Raw genomic sequence first — 17,273 nt, 5'->3', positions numbered from 1 at the left:
GTCTGAGGCCCGGCGCGACGGCTTCGTGCCGCGCGTCCTGGCTTATCACGCCTCGCGGGACCTCGTACCTCTGTACGCGGTCTACTCGCTGCTGTTCACCGACCACGGCATCGGGCCGGCACAGATCTCGGTGCTGTTCGTCGTCTGGTCCCTGACCAGCTTCCTGTTCGAGGTGCCGTCCGGCGCCTGGGCCGACACCTTCGACCGGCGTCGCCTGCTCGTGCTCTCCGCGGCGATCTACGCCGTCGGGTTCGGGTCGTGGACCGTCTGGCAGACGTTCACCGGGTTCGCGTTCGGCTTCGTGTGCTGGGGTCTGTCGAGCGCGCTGATGTCCGGCACCTTCGAGTCGCTGGTGTACGACGAGCTGGTCGAGCGGGGCGAGCGCGCCGGCTACCCCCGCCTGATCGGATGGGCGCACTCGACCGCCATGGTCGCCAACCTCGTGGCCACCGCGTCGGCGGCGTACCTGTTCCACGTCGGCGGCTACGCGCTGGTCGGCTGGACCTCGGTGGCGATCGCCGTCGCGCAGGGGGCGCTCGCGGCGACCCTCCCCGTCTCGGCCCGCGCCCGGCGCGCACCTCAGGAAGAGGGCGACGACGGCGCACTCCACGAGACCGAGCGCGCGGCGTCGACGTACGTCGCCATGCTCCGGGCCGGCCTCGCGGAGTCGCGCCATCACCCGGACGTCCGCCGGGTCCTGCTCCTAGCCGGGACGATGGTCGGACTCACGGCGTACGACGAGTACTTCCCGCTGGTCGCCCGTGCGCACGGCGTGGCGACGACGACGGTGCCGATCCTGATCGCGATCACTGTCATCGGCCAGGTCGTCGGCACCGCCACCGTCGGCCGCACCGCGCGGCTCGGTGCATCGCTCATCGGCGCGATGCTCGGAGCGGGCGCCGTCCTGGTCTCGGTCGGCGCGATCTCCACGCCGTACCTCGGCTTCCTGGCCATCGCCCTCGGCTACGGCCTCCTCAACAACGCGATGCTCGTGGGGGAGACCCGGGTCCAGGACACGATCGCCGGTCCGGCGCGTGCCACCGTGACCAGCGTGCTCGGGCTCGTCGAGGAGGTCATCGCCCTGACCGTGTACGTCGCGTTCTCGCTCGGCTCGCACGTGCTCGGCTTCCCGACGCTGGTGGCCCTCCTGGGCATCCCGACGGCGGTCGTGGCGATCGCCGTGATGCGGTGGCTGCCCGAGCGGGCCGGGAGGGGTGTCGAGGATTCTGTCGTCGGGGTCACGGAGCCCTAATCTCTTCAGAACGCGGTCGCAGACCAGCGGCCGGAGAGCGGAGGCAGCACGATGGACTTCAAGGTCGCCGACCTGGGCCTGGCCGACTTCGGCCGGACGGAGATCAGCCTCGCCGAGCACGAGATGCCCGGCCTGATGGCGATGCGCGAGCGCTACGGCGCGGAGAAGCCGCTCACCGGTGCGAAGATCGCCGGCTCGCTGCACATGACGGTCCAGACCGCGGTCCTGATCGAGACCCTGGTCGCGCTCGGCGCCGAGGTCCGCTGGGCGTCGTGCAACATCTTCTCCACCCAGGACCACGCGGCCGCCGCTGTCGTCGTCGGCCCGAACGGCACCGTCGCCGACCCGCAGGGCGTCCCGGTGTTCGCGTGGAAGGGCGAGACGCTGGAGGAGTACTGGTGGTGCACCCAGCAGATCCTCAACTGGCCCGCCAAGGACGGTGAGAGCCAGAAGGCCAACATGATCCTCGACGACGGCGGCGACGCCACGCTGCTGGTCCACCTCGGCGTCGAGGCCGAGAAGAAGGGCGAGGCGCCCGACCCGGCGACCGCCGCCAGCCACGAGCAGAAGGTGATCTTCGACGTCCTGCGAGCCTCACTCCAGGAGGACGACGCCCGCTGGACCCAGATCGCCGCCGAGATCCGCGGCGTCACCGAGGAGACCACGACCGGCGTGCACCGGCTCTACGACATGATGAAGGAGGGCTCGCTGCTCTTCCCCGCCATCAACGTCAACGACTCGGTCACCAAGTCCAAGTTCGACAACAAGTACGGCTGCCGGCACAGCCTCGTCGACGGCATCAACCGCGCCACCGACGTCCTGATCGGCGGCAAGGTCGCGGTCATCTGCGGGTACGGCGACGTGGGCAAAGGCTGCGCGGAGAGCCTGCGCGGTCAGGGCGCCCGGGTGATCGTCACCGAGATCGACCCGATCTGCGCGCTCCAGGCCGCGATGGACGGCTTCCAGGTCACCACCCTCGAGGACGTGCTCGGCATCGCCGACATCGTGATCACCGCGACCGGCAACCGCGACGTCGTCACCGTCGACCAGATGTCGCGGATGAAGCACCAGGCGATCCTGGGCAACATCGGGCACTTCGACAACGAGATCGACATGGCCGGTCTCGAGGCGTACGACGGCATCGAGCGCAAGAACGTCAAGCCGCAGGTCGACGTGTGGACCTTCCCCGAGTCCGCGGGCGGCCACTCGATCATCGTGCTCTCCGAGGGCCGGCTGATGAACCTCGGCAACGCCACCGGTCACCCGAGCTTCGTGATGTCGAACTCCTTCACCAACCAGGTGCTGGCCCAGATCGAGCTCTTCACCAAGCCCGAGGCCTACCCGGTCGGCGTCTACGTGCTGCCCAAGCACCTCGACGAGGAGGTCGCCCGGCTCCACCTCGACGCCCTCGGCGTGAAGCTGACGTCGCTGTCCGACACCCAGGCGACGTACCTCGGCGTCCCGGTCGACGGGCCCTACAAGTCGGAGCAGTACCGCTACTGACCGGGATTTCGACGTCTCGACTGGCAAGATGAACAGCGTGACACAGGCCGAGGACTTCCGTGCGCGCGTGCTCGTCGTCGACGACGACGCGTCCCTGTCGGAGATGCTGTCGATCGTCCTGCGTCAGGAGGGCTTCGACTCCCACGTGGTCGAGCGCGGTGACGAGGCGATGGAGGCGTTCCACTCCTACCGCCCCGACGTCGTTCTGCTCGACCTGATGCTGCCCGGCAAGGACGGCATCGACGTCTGCAAGGAGATCCGGGCCGAGTCCGGCGTACCCATCGTCATGCTCACCGCCAAGGGCGACACCGTCGACGTCGTCGTCGGTCTCGAGTCGGGCGCCGATGACTACGTCGTCAAGCCGTTCAAGCCCAAGGAGCTCGTGGCCCGCATCCGCGCCCGGGTACGCCGCAACGACGCGCCCGGAGCCGACAGCCTCAGCATCGGCCCGCTCACCATCGACGTGGCCGGCCACGCGGTGACCCGCGACGGGGCGCCGGTGAGCCTGACCCCCCTCGAGTTCGACCTGCTGGTGTGCCTGGCCCGCAAGCCCTGGCAGGTCTTCACCCGCGAGGTCCTGCTGGAGCAGGTCTGGGGCTACCGCCACGCCGCTGACACTCGGTTGGTCAACGTCCACGTCCAGCGCCTGCGTTCCAAGGTCGAGGCCGACCCGGAGAACCCCGAGATCGTCCTGACCGTGCGCGGCGTGGGATACAAGGCCGGCAGCTCCGGCCAGCAATGAGCGTGCCGGGGAAGACGACGGTGAGATGAGATGGTCGCCCGCACCGTCCCCGAGGCCCTACGCCGGGGGCTGACCTTCTGGCGCCGGTCGATCCAGGCCCGGGTGGTGGTCAGCACGGTTCTGCTCTCGGCGATCGTCCTCACCGCCGTGGGGTGGTTCCTCCTGCGCCAGGTCGAGCACGGGTTGGTCGACCACCGGGTCGAGGCTGTGCTGGTCGAGGTCGCCAACGAGAACGACCAGGCCCACCAGCTGCTCAAGGCGTGGCCCGGCAACGACACCAACGCCGAGCAGCAGGCCACCGACCTCTACAGCGGGCTCGCCGACAGCGGCAACGCCCGCGGCTTCAGTGTCGTGATGGTCGGCGCGGGTGAGACTGACCAGCACCAGCCCCTGAACGAGCGCGGTCCGGAGGCCACCTCGAAGCAGGCGGTGACCAGCGTCCCCGACTCGCTGGTGCGGCACTTCGACGACGTCTCGAGCAGCCCGCGCTCCACGCCGCCGGCCTGGACGTTCACCACGATCCGCACCCAGACCGGGCCTGACACGTTCAAGGAGATCCCCGGCATCGCGGTCGGCACCCAGTTCACGATCACCGCCGACGACACGACCCGGACCGTGTACTACCTGTTCCCCCTCGACGACGTGCAGCAGTCGCTGGCACTGGTGACCCGCTCCTTGTTCACCGCCGGCGTCCTGCTGCTGCTGCTCATCGCCGCGCTGACCTGGCTGCTGACCCGGCAGATCGTGACTCCGATCCGGATGGCCCGCCGGGTGGCGGAGCGGCTGGCGGCGGGGCAGCTGCAGGAGCGCCTGCGCGTCACCGGTGAGGACGACCTTGCGCGCCTCGCGACGTCGTTCAACCAGATGGCGACCAACCTCCAGCGACAGATCCGCCAGCTCGAGGAGCTGAGCCGCGTGCAGAGGCGGTTCGTCTCGGACGTGTCCCATGAGCTCCGCACGCCACTGACCACCGTCCGGCTGGCCGGCTCGGTGCTCCACGAGGCGCGCAACAGCTTCGACCCCGAGACCGCCCGGTCGGCCGAGCTGCTGCAGAGCGAGCTGGACCGGTTCGAGACGCTGCTGGTCGACCTGCTCGAGATCAGCCGGTTCGACGCGGGCGCCGCGGTCCTCGACCTCGACGACGTCAACCTGACCGACGTCGTACGCCGGGTCGTCGACAGCACTCGATCTCTCGCCGAGGCGCGGAGCACCCGTGTGGTGGTGACTGCGCCCGACACACCGTGCGTCGCCGAGGCCGACGTACGCCGGGTCGAGCGCATCGTGCGCAACCTGGTCACCAACGCGATCGACCACGCGGAGAGCAGAGAGATCGTGGTGACCGTCGCGGCCGACGACCAGGCGGCCGCGATCGCCGTCCGCGACCACGGGGTAGGCCTCGCCGTCGGCGAGTCGGCGATGGTGTTCAACCGCTTCTGGCGGGCCGACCCGGCCCGGGCGCGCACCAGCGGCGGCACGGGTCTCGGGCTCGCGATCTCGCAGGAGGACACCCATCTGCACGGCGGCTGGCTCCAGGCCTGGGGGAAGCCGGACGAAGGTGCCCAGTTCCGGCTCACCTTGCCACGGCACGCCGGGCATCCGCTGCGCCACAGCCCCCTGCCGCTGGTGCCCGAGGACGCCGCGGAGGTCGTCGCATGAGGCGCCTGATCCCGAGGCGGACCTCCGGGCTCGTCGGTTCCCTGGTCGTCGTCGGCCTCCTGGCCGCGTGCGCCCAGGTGCCCCACCAGGGCCCCGTCGTCGAAGCGAGCAACAACGTCGAGCCGCCCCCTCCCCAGGTTCAGTACAACAACCCGAAGGGTCCGCAGCCGGGGGCGACGGCAGCGGACATCGTCACCGGGTTCCTCGTCGCCATGACCGCGACCCCGCTGCAGACCACCACGGCCCAGAAGTTCCTCAGCAACCAGGCCCGGGCCGAGTGGCAGCCGGAGCGTGTCGTGACCTACAACGACCACACCCTCGCCCGCGGCACCGAGCACGTCGTGGTGCGGCTGCGCGGGGCGGACCAGGTCGGAGTGCGTGGCGAGTGGCGGGGTCCGGTCCCGGCCGAGGACCGACGGATCGTGTTCCCGATGGTCCGCGAGTCCGACGAGTGGCGGATCGCACGGGCGCCGGACGCCCTGATCGTGCCGCGCACCTTCTTCGACCAGCAGTACCAGTCGGCGCAGGTCTACTTCTTCGACCCGACCGGGCGGATCCTGGTGCCCGAGCCCGTGCACGTGCCGCAGGGCTCCCAGCTCGCCTCGGCGCTCGTGCGCGCGCTGGTCCGTGGCCCGAGCCCCTCCCTGAGCGCCGTGTCTCGCTCCTTCCTGCCGCACGGGTTGACCCCCGGTGTGCTGCCGGTGGGCCGGGACGGCGTCGCGGACGTCACGCTCAAGGGCCCCGACCCCGGACCCTTGGGCGACACCACGCAGCAGATCCTGGCCCAGCTCGCCTGGACCCTGCGCCAGGACCCGGAGATCAAGGCGTTCACACTGAGCATCGCCGGCCGGGCCGTGGCCGATGCCTCGGGCACGTCCCCGGTCCGGGTCGACAGCGACGAGTTCGACCGCGTCGACCCCGGGGTGGACTCGGCGAGCGCCTACGTCTACGCCCTCCGGCGCGGCCGGCTGGTCTCGGGCCAGATCGTGCGGCCGACCCCGGTCGACGGCCCCTTCGGCCGGGCAGATCTGGGGATCGGCCCGTTCGCAGTGCGCCTCGACGGCAACGAGGTCGCCGGTGTCACCGACCGCTCACTCCTGGTCGGCCCGGTCACGGGCACGGGTCGGGCGACCGAGGCGCTGTCCGGCACCGGGCTGCTGCGTCCCGCCTGGGACTTCGCCGACCGGCTGTGGGACGTCCAGGACGGCACGGGTGGTTCCATCGTCGTCTACCTCGCCGACGGCCGTCGTCACCAGGTCACCGTGCCCGGCATCACCGGCGAGGACGTACGGCGCTTCCTCGTGTCGCGCGACGGCTCGCGCATCGTCGCCGTCCTCCGCGGACCCAACGCCGACCGCATCGTCGCCGCGCGCCTCCAGTACGACGCGGACGGCCGGGCCCTCGGCGCCACCAGGACCCACGTCATCCGGTGGGTGTCGAGCGGTACCACCCGCATCCGCGACATCGGCTGGACCTCCCCGACCACCATCGCGGTGCTCGACCAGCTCTCGCCCTCCCGCGCCGAGGTGCGGGTCCTCAGCGTCGACGGCTCCACACCTCCGGACCAGGCCGCACCCACGCAGGTGTCGGGACGGGTGAGCGGACTGGTCGCCTCGCCGGTCGACAAGCCGTACGCCGTCGGGCGCTCGGGGCTGATCGACATCTCGCCGGTCGACCTGAACAAGCTGATCCCGATCGACCACCTGCACCACCTGACCTACGCGGGCTGATCCACAGGCGTCCCCGGCACCGGTTGCGTGGCGACCGGCACGATGGTCGGCTCAGCGGGTGCTCGATGCGCTCCGCGACCTGGTCCTCGGCAGCTCCTGTGTCGGCTGCGGTCGCGCCGGCCGCCTCCTCTGCACGCAGTGCCGCGACGGTCTCGACCCGCATCCGGCACCGGCGTGGCCGAGCCCCCGGCCGCCCGGGCTGACCGACCCGTGGGCGGCGACGTCGTACGACGGGACCGTCCGGGCGATGATCCTCGGCCACAAGGAGCACCGGCTGCTGGCCATGGCCGGGCCGCTCGGCGAGCTGCTCGCATCCGCGGCGGCGGCGGCCGTGACCGACCTGCTTGCCGGGGACGCCGATCCGGCGCCACTCCTCCTCGTGCCGGTGCCCTCGCGCCCGAGCACGGTCCGCGAGCGCGGGCACGAGCCGACGACGAGCCTGGCCCGGGTCGCGGCCCTTCGGCTTGCCGCGCTCGGGCACCCGGCGCGCTGCGTCCCGCTGCTGCGGACGCGCTCCGGTCTGGCCGACCAGTCCGGCCTGAACGCCGGGGCGCGGGCCGTCAACCTCGCCGGCGCGTTCCGCGCCCACCCGCCCTCGCTCCGACGTCTGGCCCGCCGCGGGCACCCCGTCCACGTGCTGGTGTGCGACGACGTGCTCACCACCGGAGCCACCGCGGCCGAGGCCCAGCGGGCGTTGCGAGCGGTCGGCCTGCCACCGCTGGCGGCGGTCGCCGTGGCAGCCACGCGCCGGCGGATCCCGGACTCGGGGATTGCGGTTCCGTGATCACCGAGCACGGGCTAGCGTCGGACCATGGAGTCCGTCCGGGTCCGTGGTTGCGTCGTCCAGGCGCCCCGGGTGCCCGGGCCGTCGGGACGACTAGCCGATGCCAGCCGCAGGCGAAACGGCCCACGTAACACCACGCACGGGGGGCTCCGCCCTCCGTGTGGGTGGATCACGGTGCGGCTTAGTCATAAGTCCTGCCTCGCAGCACTCGCCCGACGCGAGGACCTGCGGGAGAAGGGCAGTAGTGGCAGTCAAGCCGCGAACCTCTCAGCAGGCGGGTGTGGGGACGAAGACCAGGTCGGCCGGACGGACTCTGCCATGCCCAGCCTCATCGGGCCCTGCCTCATCGGGGAGGCACACGCCCCGTAACCCGCAACCGCACATCAGGAGGATTTCCATGGACGTGGTGGTCACCGCACGGCACTGTGAGCTGTCGGAACGCTTCCGAGACCATGTGGCCGACAAGCTCGGTCGCCTCGAGAAGCACGACCACCGGATCATGCGGGTACAGGTCGAGGTCGAGAACGAACGCAACCCACGCCAGGCAGACCGGGCCGTCCGGATCGAGCTCACGGCGTACTCCAAGGGCCCGGTGATCCGGGCCGAGGCCGCCGCGGTCGACAAGATGGGCGCGCTGGACCTCGCCGTCGACAAGATGGCCGCCCAGATGCGGCGCGCCAACGACCGCAAGGTGCGGGCCCACCGCAGTCGCCCCTCCATCGGCGAGCTGCCGACCGCGACGGAGCCGGAGTCGACCGGCGACCAGGACGTCCCCGAGCGCAAGGTCGCCTCGATGACGGTGACCGGCGACGGTCCGCCGGTGGTGCGCGAGAAGGTGCACGCGGCCCGGCCGATGACCCTCGACCAGGCGCTCTACGAGATGGAGCTGGTCGGCCACGACTTCTACCTGTTCGTCGACCAGGACACGCACCGACCGGCCGTCGTGTACCGCCGGAAGGGCTATGACTACGGGGTCATAGCGCTCGACATGAATGGCACGCACTGACTGCGTCGATGAGACCAGGGTGCATGGCCCGGACGGGTCACGCGGACGGGGTCCCGGATCGCCCATTCGACCCATACCGACCCGGGATCATGACATGCTAGGCGCGTGTCTACCCCCCCAGGCGCAGGTACGGAGCCCATCCGGGTCATCATCGTCGACGACCAGGAGCTGTTCCGTCGCGGGCTGACCATGCTCATGGACGCCGAGCCGGGCCTCGACGTGGTGGGCGAGGCCGGTGACGGACAGACCGGGATCGACCTGGCGAGTCGCGTGGCCCCCGACGTGGTGCTGCTCGACGTGCGGATGCCGAAGATCTCCGGCATCGAGGCCTGCGTGGCGATCAAGGAGGCCGTGCCGGCCGCCAAGATCCTGATGCTCACCGTCTCCGACGAGGAGTCCGACCTCTACGAGGCCGTCAAGAGCGGTGCCAGCGGCTACCTGCTCAAGGACTCCTCGATCGAGGAGGTCGCCCAGGCTGTCCGCGTCGTCGCCGACGGCCAGTCCCTGATCAGCCCGTCGATGGCGGTCAAGCTGATCGACGAGTTCAAGCAGATGTCGCAGCCCGATCGCGGCCCGGTGTCGACGTTCCGCCTGACCGAGCGCGAGCTCGAGGTGCTCCGGCTGGTGGCGCAGGGGCTGAACAACAAGGACATCGCCAAGAAGCTCTTCATCAGCGAGAACACCGTGAAGAACCACGTGCGCAACCTGCTGGAGAAGCTCCAGCTCCACTCGCGCATGGAGGCGGTCCTGTACGCCGTCCGCGAGAAGATCGTCGACCTGCCGTAGGCAGGCCGGGGTCGCCCTTCGAGACGCCTCGTCCCTCGGCTCCTCAGGAACCGCAAGCGCGCGACCGAGGGACGAGGTCGCGACCGCGCGTCGAGACCCGGTCTACTTGACGACGCGGAACGTCGCCATCATGCCGTCGTCCTCGTGGTCGAGCATGTGGCAGTGGATCATGAAGTTCCCGGTGTAGTCGGTGAACCTCGCCGCCACGACGACGGTCTCGCCCGGATCCAGCCGCCAGGTGTCCTCGTAGCCCTGCTCCCACGGCGGCGGTTTGTCCCCGTCGCGCTTGAGTGTGCGCCAGAGCTCCTCATGCAGATGGATGTAGTGGGTGAAGTGCGTGGTGTTGACCAGCTTCCAGCGCTCGGTGGATCCGAGCCGGACCTTGTGGTCGACCCGCTTCGGGTTGAAGCGCTTGCCGTTGATCGTCCAGTGGCCGTAGCGATTCAGGCCGAACCGCCAGGTCATCGCGACCTTCTTGGGCACCTTGTAGTGCTGGATCTGGGCCAGGTTGAACGGCACCGTCGCCTTCGGCGCCGGGGTGCCCCGCACCCGGAACTGCATGAGGGGCGCCTGCCGAGTGCCGGTGCCGCCGTCAGGAGCGTCGTGGCGCCGGATCGAGTTCAGCACGATGTTCTTGCCCCTCTTGCCGCGGAAGTCGACCACGACGTCGGTGCGCTGGGCAGGACCCAGCAGGATGCTCTTCCGGGACACCGGGTGAGGCAGCAACCCGGAGCCGGTGCCGATCTGCTCGAACGAGCGGCCGTCGGACAACGCGAAGTTGTAGCTGGAGAAGAGCGAGGAGTTGAGAATCTGCAGTCGGTAGAGCCCGGGCCGGACCTTCTTGTAGGGAAGGAACCTTCCGTTGACCAGCACCTGGTCGCCGACCGTCTCCGTCCCCGGTCCGCCGCTCATGCCGGTCATGTTGTAGGGATCCGTCAGCTGGTTGTCCGAGGTGAAGCTGCGATCGGTGACCGACAGCGGGATGTCGTACCGACCGTGGGGCAGACCGATCTTCGCGTCGTGCGGGTCGGTGGTCAGGAACAGGCCCTGGAGGCCGAACCAGTTGTTCCGGGCCGTCTTGTCCATCCGGTGGTCGTGGTAGAACCGCAGGGCCGCCGGCAGCGGCTCGCCGGCGTCCTTGAGGGGATAGTCGTACGTGCGTGACTTCCCGTGCCGGATCAGGAACGAGTCTGGTTGACCGTCGAACTTGGACTTCTGATGGCCGGCATGCTGGTGGATCGTCACTGCCCCGGCCTGGCGCGGCAGGTGGTTGACGAACGTGACCTTCGTGTCCTGGCCCGCCCGCCGCACGATCGTCGGCCCGGGGAAGCTCCCGCCGAAGGTCCACATCGACGTGAGCGGGCCGTGCGGCAGCACCCGCACGTCGGCCTTCTTCATCACGATCCTGATTTTCTTGCCGGTCAGGCGTGGCGGTTGGGTGAGGGGCTGGTCGAACTGGGGTCCGTCGGGCACAGGTCCGCCGGCCCCGACCGTCAGCGTCCCGGTCATGACGGGATGGATCTTGCAGTAGAAGTGGTAGTCACCGTCCTTCAGCGTCGATGCCACGGGTACCGGCACGGTGCTGTTACCGGGGACCTGGACGTCGAAGTACGGTCGGCCGTCGCTTCGAGACGCCTTGGAGGTGAACGTGTGGGTGATGCTCGTTGTGTTCTGGACCATCAGGGTTCCACCCACCGGGAGGGTGTAGTTCTGCGGGTCGAAGGCCCAGCCGAAGCCCTTCGGCACGATCTCGACCGTCACCGAGGCGGGCGCGGCGGCGGGCGCCACGGTATCGACAGCGCCCTGGGCGCTCGTTGTCGCCTGACCCATCAGTACGACCGCAGTGCCGGCCAGTGCCAGCGCCGCGGTGGTGGCCGTGACCCGGCCGACCAGGCGTCTCCTCAGCCCCCCGTGGTTCTGCATCCTGGGATTCTGGGCGCTGGCTTCGGTGGGGGCCAGAGATTTGGGGCGAGTCGGGGCGAAAATCATCCCTGCGGAGGACACGGCCCTGGGGTTGTCGGCGCCGGCCACTAGGTTCGGCTCCGTGCCATCTCCGACCCGCGCCGGCGCGACGGCCACCCTGTCGAAGCCCCAGGCGCGCCGGATCGCCCTCGCGGCCCAGGGGTTCCTCGACCGGCCGCACTCCCCGCCGACGATGCGCACCCTGGCGCGCACGCTGACCCGCACCGGGGTGCTCCAGGTCGACTCGGTGAACGTCCTCCAGCGGGCCCACTTCATGCCGCTGTACTCCCGGATGGGGCCCTACGACGTCGACCTCGTACGCCGCGCGTCGGAGGCGAAGCCGCGCCGGATCGTGGAGTACTGGGCGCACGTGCAGGCCTTCATGCCGGTCGACCTGTGGCCGGTGATGCGTCACCGGATGGCGGCCTACCGCGACGGCCGTCACAAGTGGTGGGGGACGGTCGTCACCGACGACCTCGTCGCCAGCCTGCGGGCCGAGATCGTCGAGCGCGGCGCCTCGACCGCCCGCGACCTCGACGACGGGCTGCCCCGGCAGAAGGAGAACTGGGGGTGGAACTGGTCGACGACGCGCCGGGCGCTCGACTACATGTACATGACCGGCGACGTGGCCATCGCGGGGCGCAACAGCCAGTTCGAGATCCGCTACGACCTGCCCGAGCGGGTGATCCCGCGTGAGCACCTCGAGGCGCCGACCCCCACCGAGGCCGCGGCCCACAAGGAGCTGGTCCGCCGTGCCGCGCGGTCGCACGGCGTCGGCACGGCCCGTGACCTGGCCGACTACTACCGGATGCGCCTCCAGCCCAAGGCCGGGCTCCGGGCGGCGCAGGAGGCGATCGACGAGCTGGTCGAGGAGGGTGAGCTGCTGCCGGTGACCGTCGAGGGCGTCCGGCGCACGGCGTACCTCCATCGCGACGCCCGCATGCCTCGGCGCGTCGGGGCGCGCGCCCTGCTCAGCCCGTTCGACCCCGTCGTCTGGGAGCGCGAGCGGACCGAGTCCCTGTTCGACTTCTTCTACCGGATCGAGATCTACACCCCGGTCGAGAAGCGCATCCACGGCTACTACGTGCTGCCCTTCCTGCTCGACGACCGGATCGTCGGGCGGGTGGACCTCAAGGCCGACCGCAAGACCGGGCTGCTCCTGGTCAAGGGGGCGTACGCCGAGCCCGGTGCGCCGGGCGAAACGGCCGAGGAGCTGGCGGCGGAGCTCCGGCGGCTCTCGGGCTGGCTGGGCCTGCACACGGTCGTCGTCGAGCGCCGCGGTGATCTCGCTCCGGCCCTCACCACGCTCGTGCGGTGATCCCCGCGACCGTCTTTCGCGGAATCGGCCCGGTGGGAACCGCTGGGTAGAGTTGACGCGTTCATTCGACGTAGACCTCGACCAGACGAACCCGGGGAGTCACCCGTGCCTGCCATCATCGACAAGCTGCTCCGCATCGGCGAGGGCAAGATCCTGCGCCAGCTGGAGGCGGTCTCGCGCGCGGTCAACGCGATCGAGGACGACTTCGCCGCGATGAGCGACGCGGAGCTGCAGGCCCAGACGGCCGAGTTCAAGGAGCGGCTGGAGGCCGGCGAGACCCTCGACGACCTGATGCCGGAGGCGTTCGCCACGGTGCGCGAGGCGGCCAAGCGGGTCATCGGCCAGCGTCACTACGACGTGCAGATCATGGGCGGAGCGGCCCTGCACCTCGGCAACATCGCCGAGATGAAGACCGGCGAGGGCAAGACCCTGGTCGCCACCCTGCCGTCGTACCTCAACGCGCTCGCCGGCAAGGGCGTCCACATCGTCACGGTCAACGACTACCTCGCGAAGTACCACGCGGAGTGGATGGGCCGCATCCACCACTTCCTCGGCCTCTCCACCGGCGTGATCCTGCCGTCGATGAAGCCCGACGAGCGCCGCGAGGCCTACAACTGCGACATCACGTACGGCACCAACAACGAGCTCGGGTTCGACTACCTCCGCGACAACATGGCCAGCTCGCTCGAGGAGTGCGTGCAGCGCGGCCACAGCTTCGCGATCGTGGACGAGGTCGACTCGATCCTGATCGACGAGGCCCGCACCCCGCTGATCATCAGCGGCCCGACCCAGGACGAGGTGCGCTGGTACGACGAGTTCGCCAAGGTCGCCCGCAACCTCACCAAGGACGTCGACTACGAGGTCGACGAGAAGAAGCGGACGATCTCGGTCCTCGAGCCGGGCATCACCAAGGTCGAGGACCACCTCGGCATCGACAACCTCTACGAGTCGGCGAACACCCCGCTGATCTCGTTCCTGAACAACTCGATCAAGGCCAAGGAGCTGTTCCACCACGACAAGGAGTACGTCGTCCTCGACGGCGAGGTCCTGATCGTCGACGAGCACACCGGCCGCATGCTGCAGGGCCGCCGCTACAACGACGGCCTGCACCAGGCGATCGAGGCCAAGGAGGGTGTCGAGATCCGCGAGGAGTACCAGACCCTCGCCACGGTCACCCTGCAGAACTACTTCCGCCTGTACGACAAGCTCTCCGGGATGACCGGTACGGCGATGACCGAGGCCAGCGAGTTCGACAAGATCTACAAGCTCGGCGTCGTCCCGATCCCGACCAACCTGCCGATGATCCGCGCGGACCAGCCCGACCTCGTCTACCGCACCGAGGAGGCGAAGTACGAGGCGGTCGTCGACGACATCGCCGAGCGCAACGCCAAGGGCCAGCCGATCCTCGTCGGCACGGTCTCGGTCGAGAAGTCCGAGCACCTCTCCAAGAAGCTGCGCGCCCGGGGCATCCCGCACTCGGTGCTGAACGCCAAGGTCCACGCCGACGAGGCGAAGATCGTGGCCCTGGCCGGCCACAAGGGCTCGGTCACGGTTGCCACGAACATGGCCGGTCGAGGCACCGACATCATGCTCGGCGGGTCCGTCGAGTTCCTCGCCGACGAGGAGCTGCGCAAGAAGGGGCTCGAGCCCACCGGCGAGACCGCCGAGGAGTACGAAGCGGCCTGGCCCCGCATGGTCGAGCAGATCAAGGCGCGGGTCGCCGCCGAGCACGACGACGTGAAGAGCCTCGGTGGCCTCTACGTCGTCGGTACCGAGCGGCACGAGTCACGGCGCATCGACAACCAGCTGCGCGGCCGCTCCGGCCGCCAGGGCGACCCGGGCGAGTCGCGGTTCTACCTCTCGCTCGAGGACGAGCTGATGCGGCTGTTCAAGGCCGACTGGGTCGACCGCATCCTCCAGGTGCTCAAGATCCCCGACGACGTGCCGATCGAGAACAAGCGGGTGACCGGCGCGATCGCCAACGCGCAGGGCCAGATCGAGGCGCAGAACTTCGACTCCCGTAAGAACGTCCTCAAGTACGACGACGTCATGGACCGCCAGCGGCACGTGATCTACGCCGAGCGCCGCAAGGTGCTCGAGGGTGCCGACCTGGAGGAGCAGATCGGCACGTTCATCGACGACGTCGTCGAGGGCTTCGTGGTCGGCGCGACCGAGGGCTTCGCCGAGGAGTGGGACATCGACGCGCTGCAGGCCCAGCTGCGCCAGCTCTGGCCGCTGACGGTCGACCTGCACCGGATGGCCGAGGAGGTCGGCGGCGTCGAAGGCCTGGACCGCGACGAGGTCATCGAGGCCCTGCAGGCGGACGCGCACGCGGCGTACGAGCGTCGGGAGGCCGAGATCGGCTCCGAGGTGATGCGCGAGTTCGAGCGGCGCGTCGTGCTGTCCGTGCTCGACCGGAAGTGGCGCGAGCACCTCTACGAGATGGACTACCTGCGCGAGGGGATCGGCCTGCGTGGCTACGCCCAGCGCGACCCGCTCGTGGAGTACCAGCGCGAGGGCTACGACATGTTCATGGCGATCATGGACGGCATCAAGGAGGAGTCGGTCGGATTCCTCTTCAACCTCGAGGTGCAGATCGCCGACGAGGACGAGGACTACGAGGAGGTCGAGGACGTCGAGGAGCCGTTGCAGCGCGAGCTGCGCTCGCTCGACCAGCCCGACGTACCGACGAACGGCGTCCACGACCACCGGCCGCAGATCCTGGCCAAGGGCCTCGACCGCAACCGCACGCCGCAGCACCTGTCCTACTCCGCGCCGGCGGAGAACGAGTCTGCGCTGTCGGTGCCGGCGGCCTTCGGCGGCGACGAGCAGCCGGCCCAGCCCGTGCAGCGTCCGGGCACCACGGTGTCCAACGCCGACGACGAGTTCGCCGGGGTCGGCCGCAACGCGCTGTGCCCGTGCGGCTCGGGCAAGAAGTACAAGCGCTGCCACGGAGCCCCCGGCGGCCCGACGGGCCTGACCGCGCGCATCAATGGCTAGGTGCCCAGCTCGGTGGTTGAGGAGCGAGCTCTGCGAGCGTCTCGAAACCACCGTGACGGTGCCTGATGCCCCAGGCACCGTCACCCGGTCTCGACACGCGGTCGCGAGCTCGCCTGCTCGCTCGCGCGCTTGCTCGACCTGCCTGACCGCACGCCGACCGCTCGTTCCTCGCGGTCGGCTGGTCACGCAAATTCCAGCGCGCTGACCTGCCACCTGTCCCGGATCAGCTCGAACCGTGCGGCGACGGCACGGGAGCGCTCGCCGTAGCGCACGTGCAGGCTGACCTCGGCGCATTGTTCGGAGACGAAGCTGGTGTGGGCGGCGACGAGGTGGGGCCGGACCGACTGGATGCCCCCGGCACCCGGACGTCGGCCCACCGCGGCGGCGACCAGGTGCGCGCGCCGGGCGAGGTCCTGGTAGACCTCCGGGGTCGTCCATCGCAGCAGCTGTGACACCGGGCGGTCGCCGCCGACGATCTCGACCACGGCCGCGCCGATCCGGGCCGCGTGCTGCTCGAACCGGCGGCGCCGGACCAGGTCGATCCCCACGACGTCCAGGCCGTGGGCGCGACCCGGACGGAGGTCGAGGTCGGGAACGTCGAGCCGCGGGCCGAGGTCGAGCGCGAGCGTGCCCTGGACGCTGGCGACCGGCGTGGTCGGGACGACCGGAAGCCGCACCACGTCGGCGTCGTGCTGGGTCCGGGAGGCAGAGGTCATGGCGGGTCCCATCGGTTCAGAGGTGGAGGCGCTGCCCGGGCTCGAGCAGGTCGGGATCGGGGCCGACCAGGGCGCGGTTGACGGCGTAGATCGCGTGCCAGCGCGAGACCACGGCGCGGTCGGGGGCACCGGGCGGCAGGTCGGCCTCGGCGATCGACCAGAGCGAGTCGCCGGGGCGGACGACGACGGGTGTGCTCCGACCGTCGCCGGGCCGGCGGAGGAGCGGTGGATGGTGCCGCACGCCCGCTCGGGGCCACGGCACGGTCGGGCAGCGGGAGCCCGTCGAGGAGCGCGACACCGTGGAGGTGTCGATGAGTGGTGGCTCCGTCGCTCGCGACGGAGGGGGCGGCGGCACCCGTGGCGATGGCGACACCGCAGGCCGCCAGCACCACACGTCGTACGACGTCGGGGGGCTGCCAGGCGCGGCGTCGCGCCGTGCCCACTCCGCTCCAGGCCTCGACGACGGTCGCGGTGAGGGCCAGCCAGGACCAGGCGAGGCAGGCGAGGAGCACGTACGCCGCGAGCTCGACCATCGCCCGGTCCAGCGGCAAGCCGCTCAGCGTGCCGCGGGACGCCGATGCCCAGGCGCGGCTCGCCCCCGGGCGCAGGAGCAGCGCCACCAGGGCCAGGGACGACGTCCCCGACATCCAGACGAGCAGGCAGCGGCAGCGGGTGCCGCGGTCCCCGAGAAGCACCGCGAAATCCTTTGTTTGATCGTGTTTGCGTCAGTAAACGTCTCGTCATGCGCTTTTGGCAAGTGGCTCGGCGAGCTTGTGGAGAAAGGCGACCCGCGGAGGCCGGTCGTGGCCGGGACGTGG

General features: G+C 70.2%; 14 protein-coding genes. 11 read left to right on the top strand and 3 right to left on the bottom strand.

What is annotated here, in order from left to right:
- The first annotated feature begins 25 nt into the window (after positions 1 to 25).
- The 8 genes from VGK78_RS05145 to VGK78_RS05110 all read left to right on the top strand — a co-directional run bounded on the left by VGK78_RS05145 (position 26) and on the right by VGK78_RS05110 (position 9,459).
- Entirely contained in the window at positions 26 to 1,252 is a 1,227-nt protein-coding gene (locus VGK78_RS05145) for an MFS transporter (protein ID WP_331526387.1), read from the top strand.
- 51 nt (positions 1,253 to 1,303) lie between these two features.
- On the top strand, positions 1,304 to 2,755 hold the full coding sequence (gene ahcY / locus VGK78_RS05140) for an adenosylhomocysteinase (RefSeq protein ID WP_331526386.1): 1,452 nt from the start codon (positions 1,304 to 1,306) through the stop codon (positions 2,753 to 2,755).
- Between the two features lie 28 nt (positions 2,756 to 2,783).
- Positions 2,784 to 3,497, top strand: coding sequence for an MtrAB system response regulator MtrA (gene mtrA, locus VGK78_RS05135; RefSeq protein WP_331526385.1), 714 nt, complete (start codon positions 2,784 to 2,786; stop codon positions 3,495 to 3,497).
- Positions 3,498 to 3,527: 30 nt separating this feature from the next.
- Positions 3,528 to 5,153, top strand: coding sequence for an MtrAB system histidine kinase MtrB (gene mtrB / locus VGK78_RS05130; RefSeq protein ID WP_331526384.1), 1,626 nt, complete (start codon positions 3,528 to 3,530; stop codon positions 5,151 to 5,153).
- Positions 5,150 to 6,883, top strand: a complete 1,734-nt coding sequence (locus tag VGK78_RS05125) for an LpqB family beta-propeller domain-containing protein (protein ID WP_331526383.1) — start codon at positions 5,150 to 5,152, stop codon at positions 6,881 to 6,883. Before mtrB ends, VGK78_RS05125 begins: the two co-directional genes overlap by 4 nt.
- A gap of 58 nt (positions 6,884 to 6,941) precedes the next feature.
- Positions 6,942 to 7,667, top strand: coding sequence for a ComF family protein (locus tag VGK78_RS05120; protein ID WP_331526382.1), 726 nt, complete (start codon positions 6,942 to 6,944; stop codon positions 7,665 to 7,667).
- A gap of 397 nt (positions 7,668 to 8,064) precedes the next feature.
- Positions 8,065 to 8,673: a ribosome hibernation-promoting factor, HPF/YfiA family gene (gene hpf / locus VGK78_RS05115; RefSeq protein ID WP_331526381.1), complete on the top strand. Its 609-nt coding sequence runs from the start codon at positions 8,065 to 8,067 to the stop codon at positions 8,671 to 8,673.
- A 105-nt stretch (positions 8,674 to 8,778) separates the two neighbouring features.
- The gene (locus tag VGK78_RS05110; RefSeq protein ID WP_331526380.1) at positions 8,779 to 9,459 is read left to right on the top strand and encodes a response regulator transcription factor; all 681 of its coding nucleotides are present in this window, start codon (positions 8,779 to 8,781) and stop codon (positions 9,457 to 9,459) included.
- A 102-nt stretch (positions 9,460 to 9,561) separates the two neighbouring features.
- Here VGK78_RS05110 and VGK78_RS05105 read toward each other — a convergent pair whose 3' ends face one another.
- On the bottom strand, positions 9,562 to 11,382 hold the full coding sequence (locus VGK78_RS05105) for a multicopper oxidase domain-containing protein (protein WP_331526379.1): 1,821 nt from the start codon (positions 11,380 to 11,382) through the stop codon (positions 9,562 to 9,564).
- Between the two features lie 121 nt (positions 11,383 to 11,503).
- Between VGK78_RS05105 and VGK78_RS05100 the strand changes: the two genes are divergently transcribed.
- Together VGK78_RS05100 and secA are read left to right on the top strand one after the other, a co-directional pair.
- On the top strand, positions 11,504 to 12,739 hold the full coding sequence (locus VGK78_RS05100; RefSeq protein WP_331526378.1) for a winged helix-turn-helix domain-containing protein: 1,236 nt from the start codon (positions 11,504 to 11,506) through the stop codon (positions 12,737 to 12,739).
- Positions 12,740 to 12,844: 105 nt separating this feature from the next.
- Positions 12,845 to 15,739, top strand: coding sequence for a preprotein translocase subunit SecA (gene secA / locus VGK78_RS05095; RefSeq protein WP_331526377.1), 2,895 nt, complete (start codon positions 12,845 to 12,847; stop codon positions 15,737 to 15,739).
- Between the two features lie 182 nt (positions 15,740 to 15,921).
- On the opposite strand, the gene VGK78_RS05090 is transcribed toward secA, so the two are convergent.
- Entirely contained in the window at positions 15,922 to 16,455 is a 534-nt protein-coding gene (locus VGK78_RS05090; protein WP_331526376.1) for an Rv3235 family protein, read from the bottom strand.
- Positions 16,456 to 16,471: 16 nt separating this feature from the next.
- Positions 16,472 to 16,696 carry a LysM domain-containing protein gene (locus VGK78_RS05085; RefSeq protein WP_331526375.1) on the bottom strand — a complete coding sequence of 75 codons (225 nt, stop codon included), beginning with the start codon at positions 16,694 to 16,696 and terminating at the stop codon, positions 16,472 to 16,474.
- Between the two features lie 77 nt (positions 16,697 to 16,773).
- On the opposite strand from VGK78_RS05085, the gene VGK78_RS05080 reads away from it, so the two are divergent.
- The gene (locus tag VGK78_RS05080; protein WP_331526374.1) at positions 16,774 to 17,169 is read left to right on the top strand and encodes a hypothetical protein; all 396 of its coding nucleotides are present in this window, start codon (positions 16,774 to 16,776) and stop codon (positions 17,167 to 17,169) included.
- The last annotated feature ends 104 nt before the right edge of the window (positions 17,170 to 17,273 follow it).

The sequence above is a fragment of the Nocardioides sp. genome (assembly GCF_036503465.1).
GTDB lineage: Bacteria > Actinomycetota > Actinomycetes > Propionibacteriales > Nocardioidaceae > Nocardioides.
Note: the sequence above shows the minus strand (reverse complement) of the source record. Positions and strands in the feature narration are given on the sequence as shown.

What these genes read in the sequence shown, in the direction of transcription:
- ahcY (WP_331526386.1), top strand. Translation starts at nt 1,304, where the DNA reads ATGGACTTCAAGGTCGCCGACCTGGGCCTGGCCGACTTCGGCCGGACG.
- mtrA (WP_331526385.1), top strand. Translation starts at nt 2,784, where the DNA reads ATGAACAGCGTGACACAGGCCGAGGACTTCCGTGCGCGCGTGCTCGTC.
- mtrB (WP_331526384.1), top strand. Translation starts at nt 3,528, where the DNA reads ATGGTCGCCCGCACCGTCCCCGAGGCCCTACGCCGGGGGCTGACCTTC.
- VGK78_RS05125 (WP_331526383.1), top strand. Translation starts at nt 5,150, where the DNA reads ATGAGGCGCCTGATCCCGAGGCGGACCTCCGGGCTCGTCGGTTCCCTG.
- hpf (WP_331526381.1), top strand. Translation starts at nt 8,065, where the DNA reads ATGGACGTGGTGGTCACCGCACGGCACTGTGAGCTGTCGGAACGCTTC.
- VGK78_RS05105 (WP_331526379.1), bottom strand. Translation starts at nt 11,382, where the DNA reads ATGCAGAACCACGGGGGGCTGAGGAGACGCCTGGTCGGCCGGGTCACG.
- VGK78_RS05090 (WP_331526376.1), bottom strand. Translation starts at nt 16,455, where the DNA reads ATGACCTCTGCCTCCCGGACCCAGCACGACGCCGACGTGGTGCGGCTT.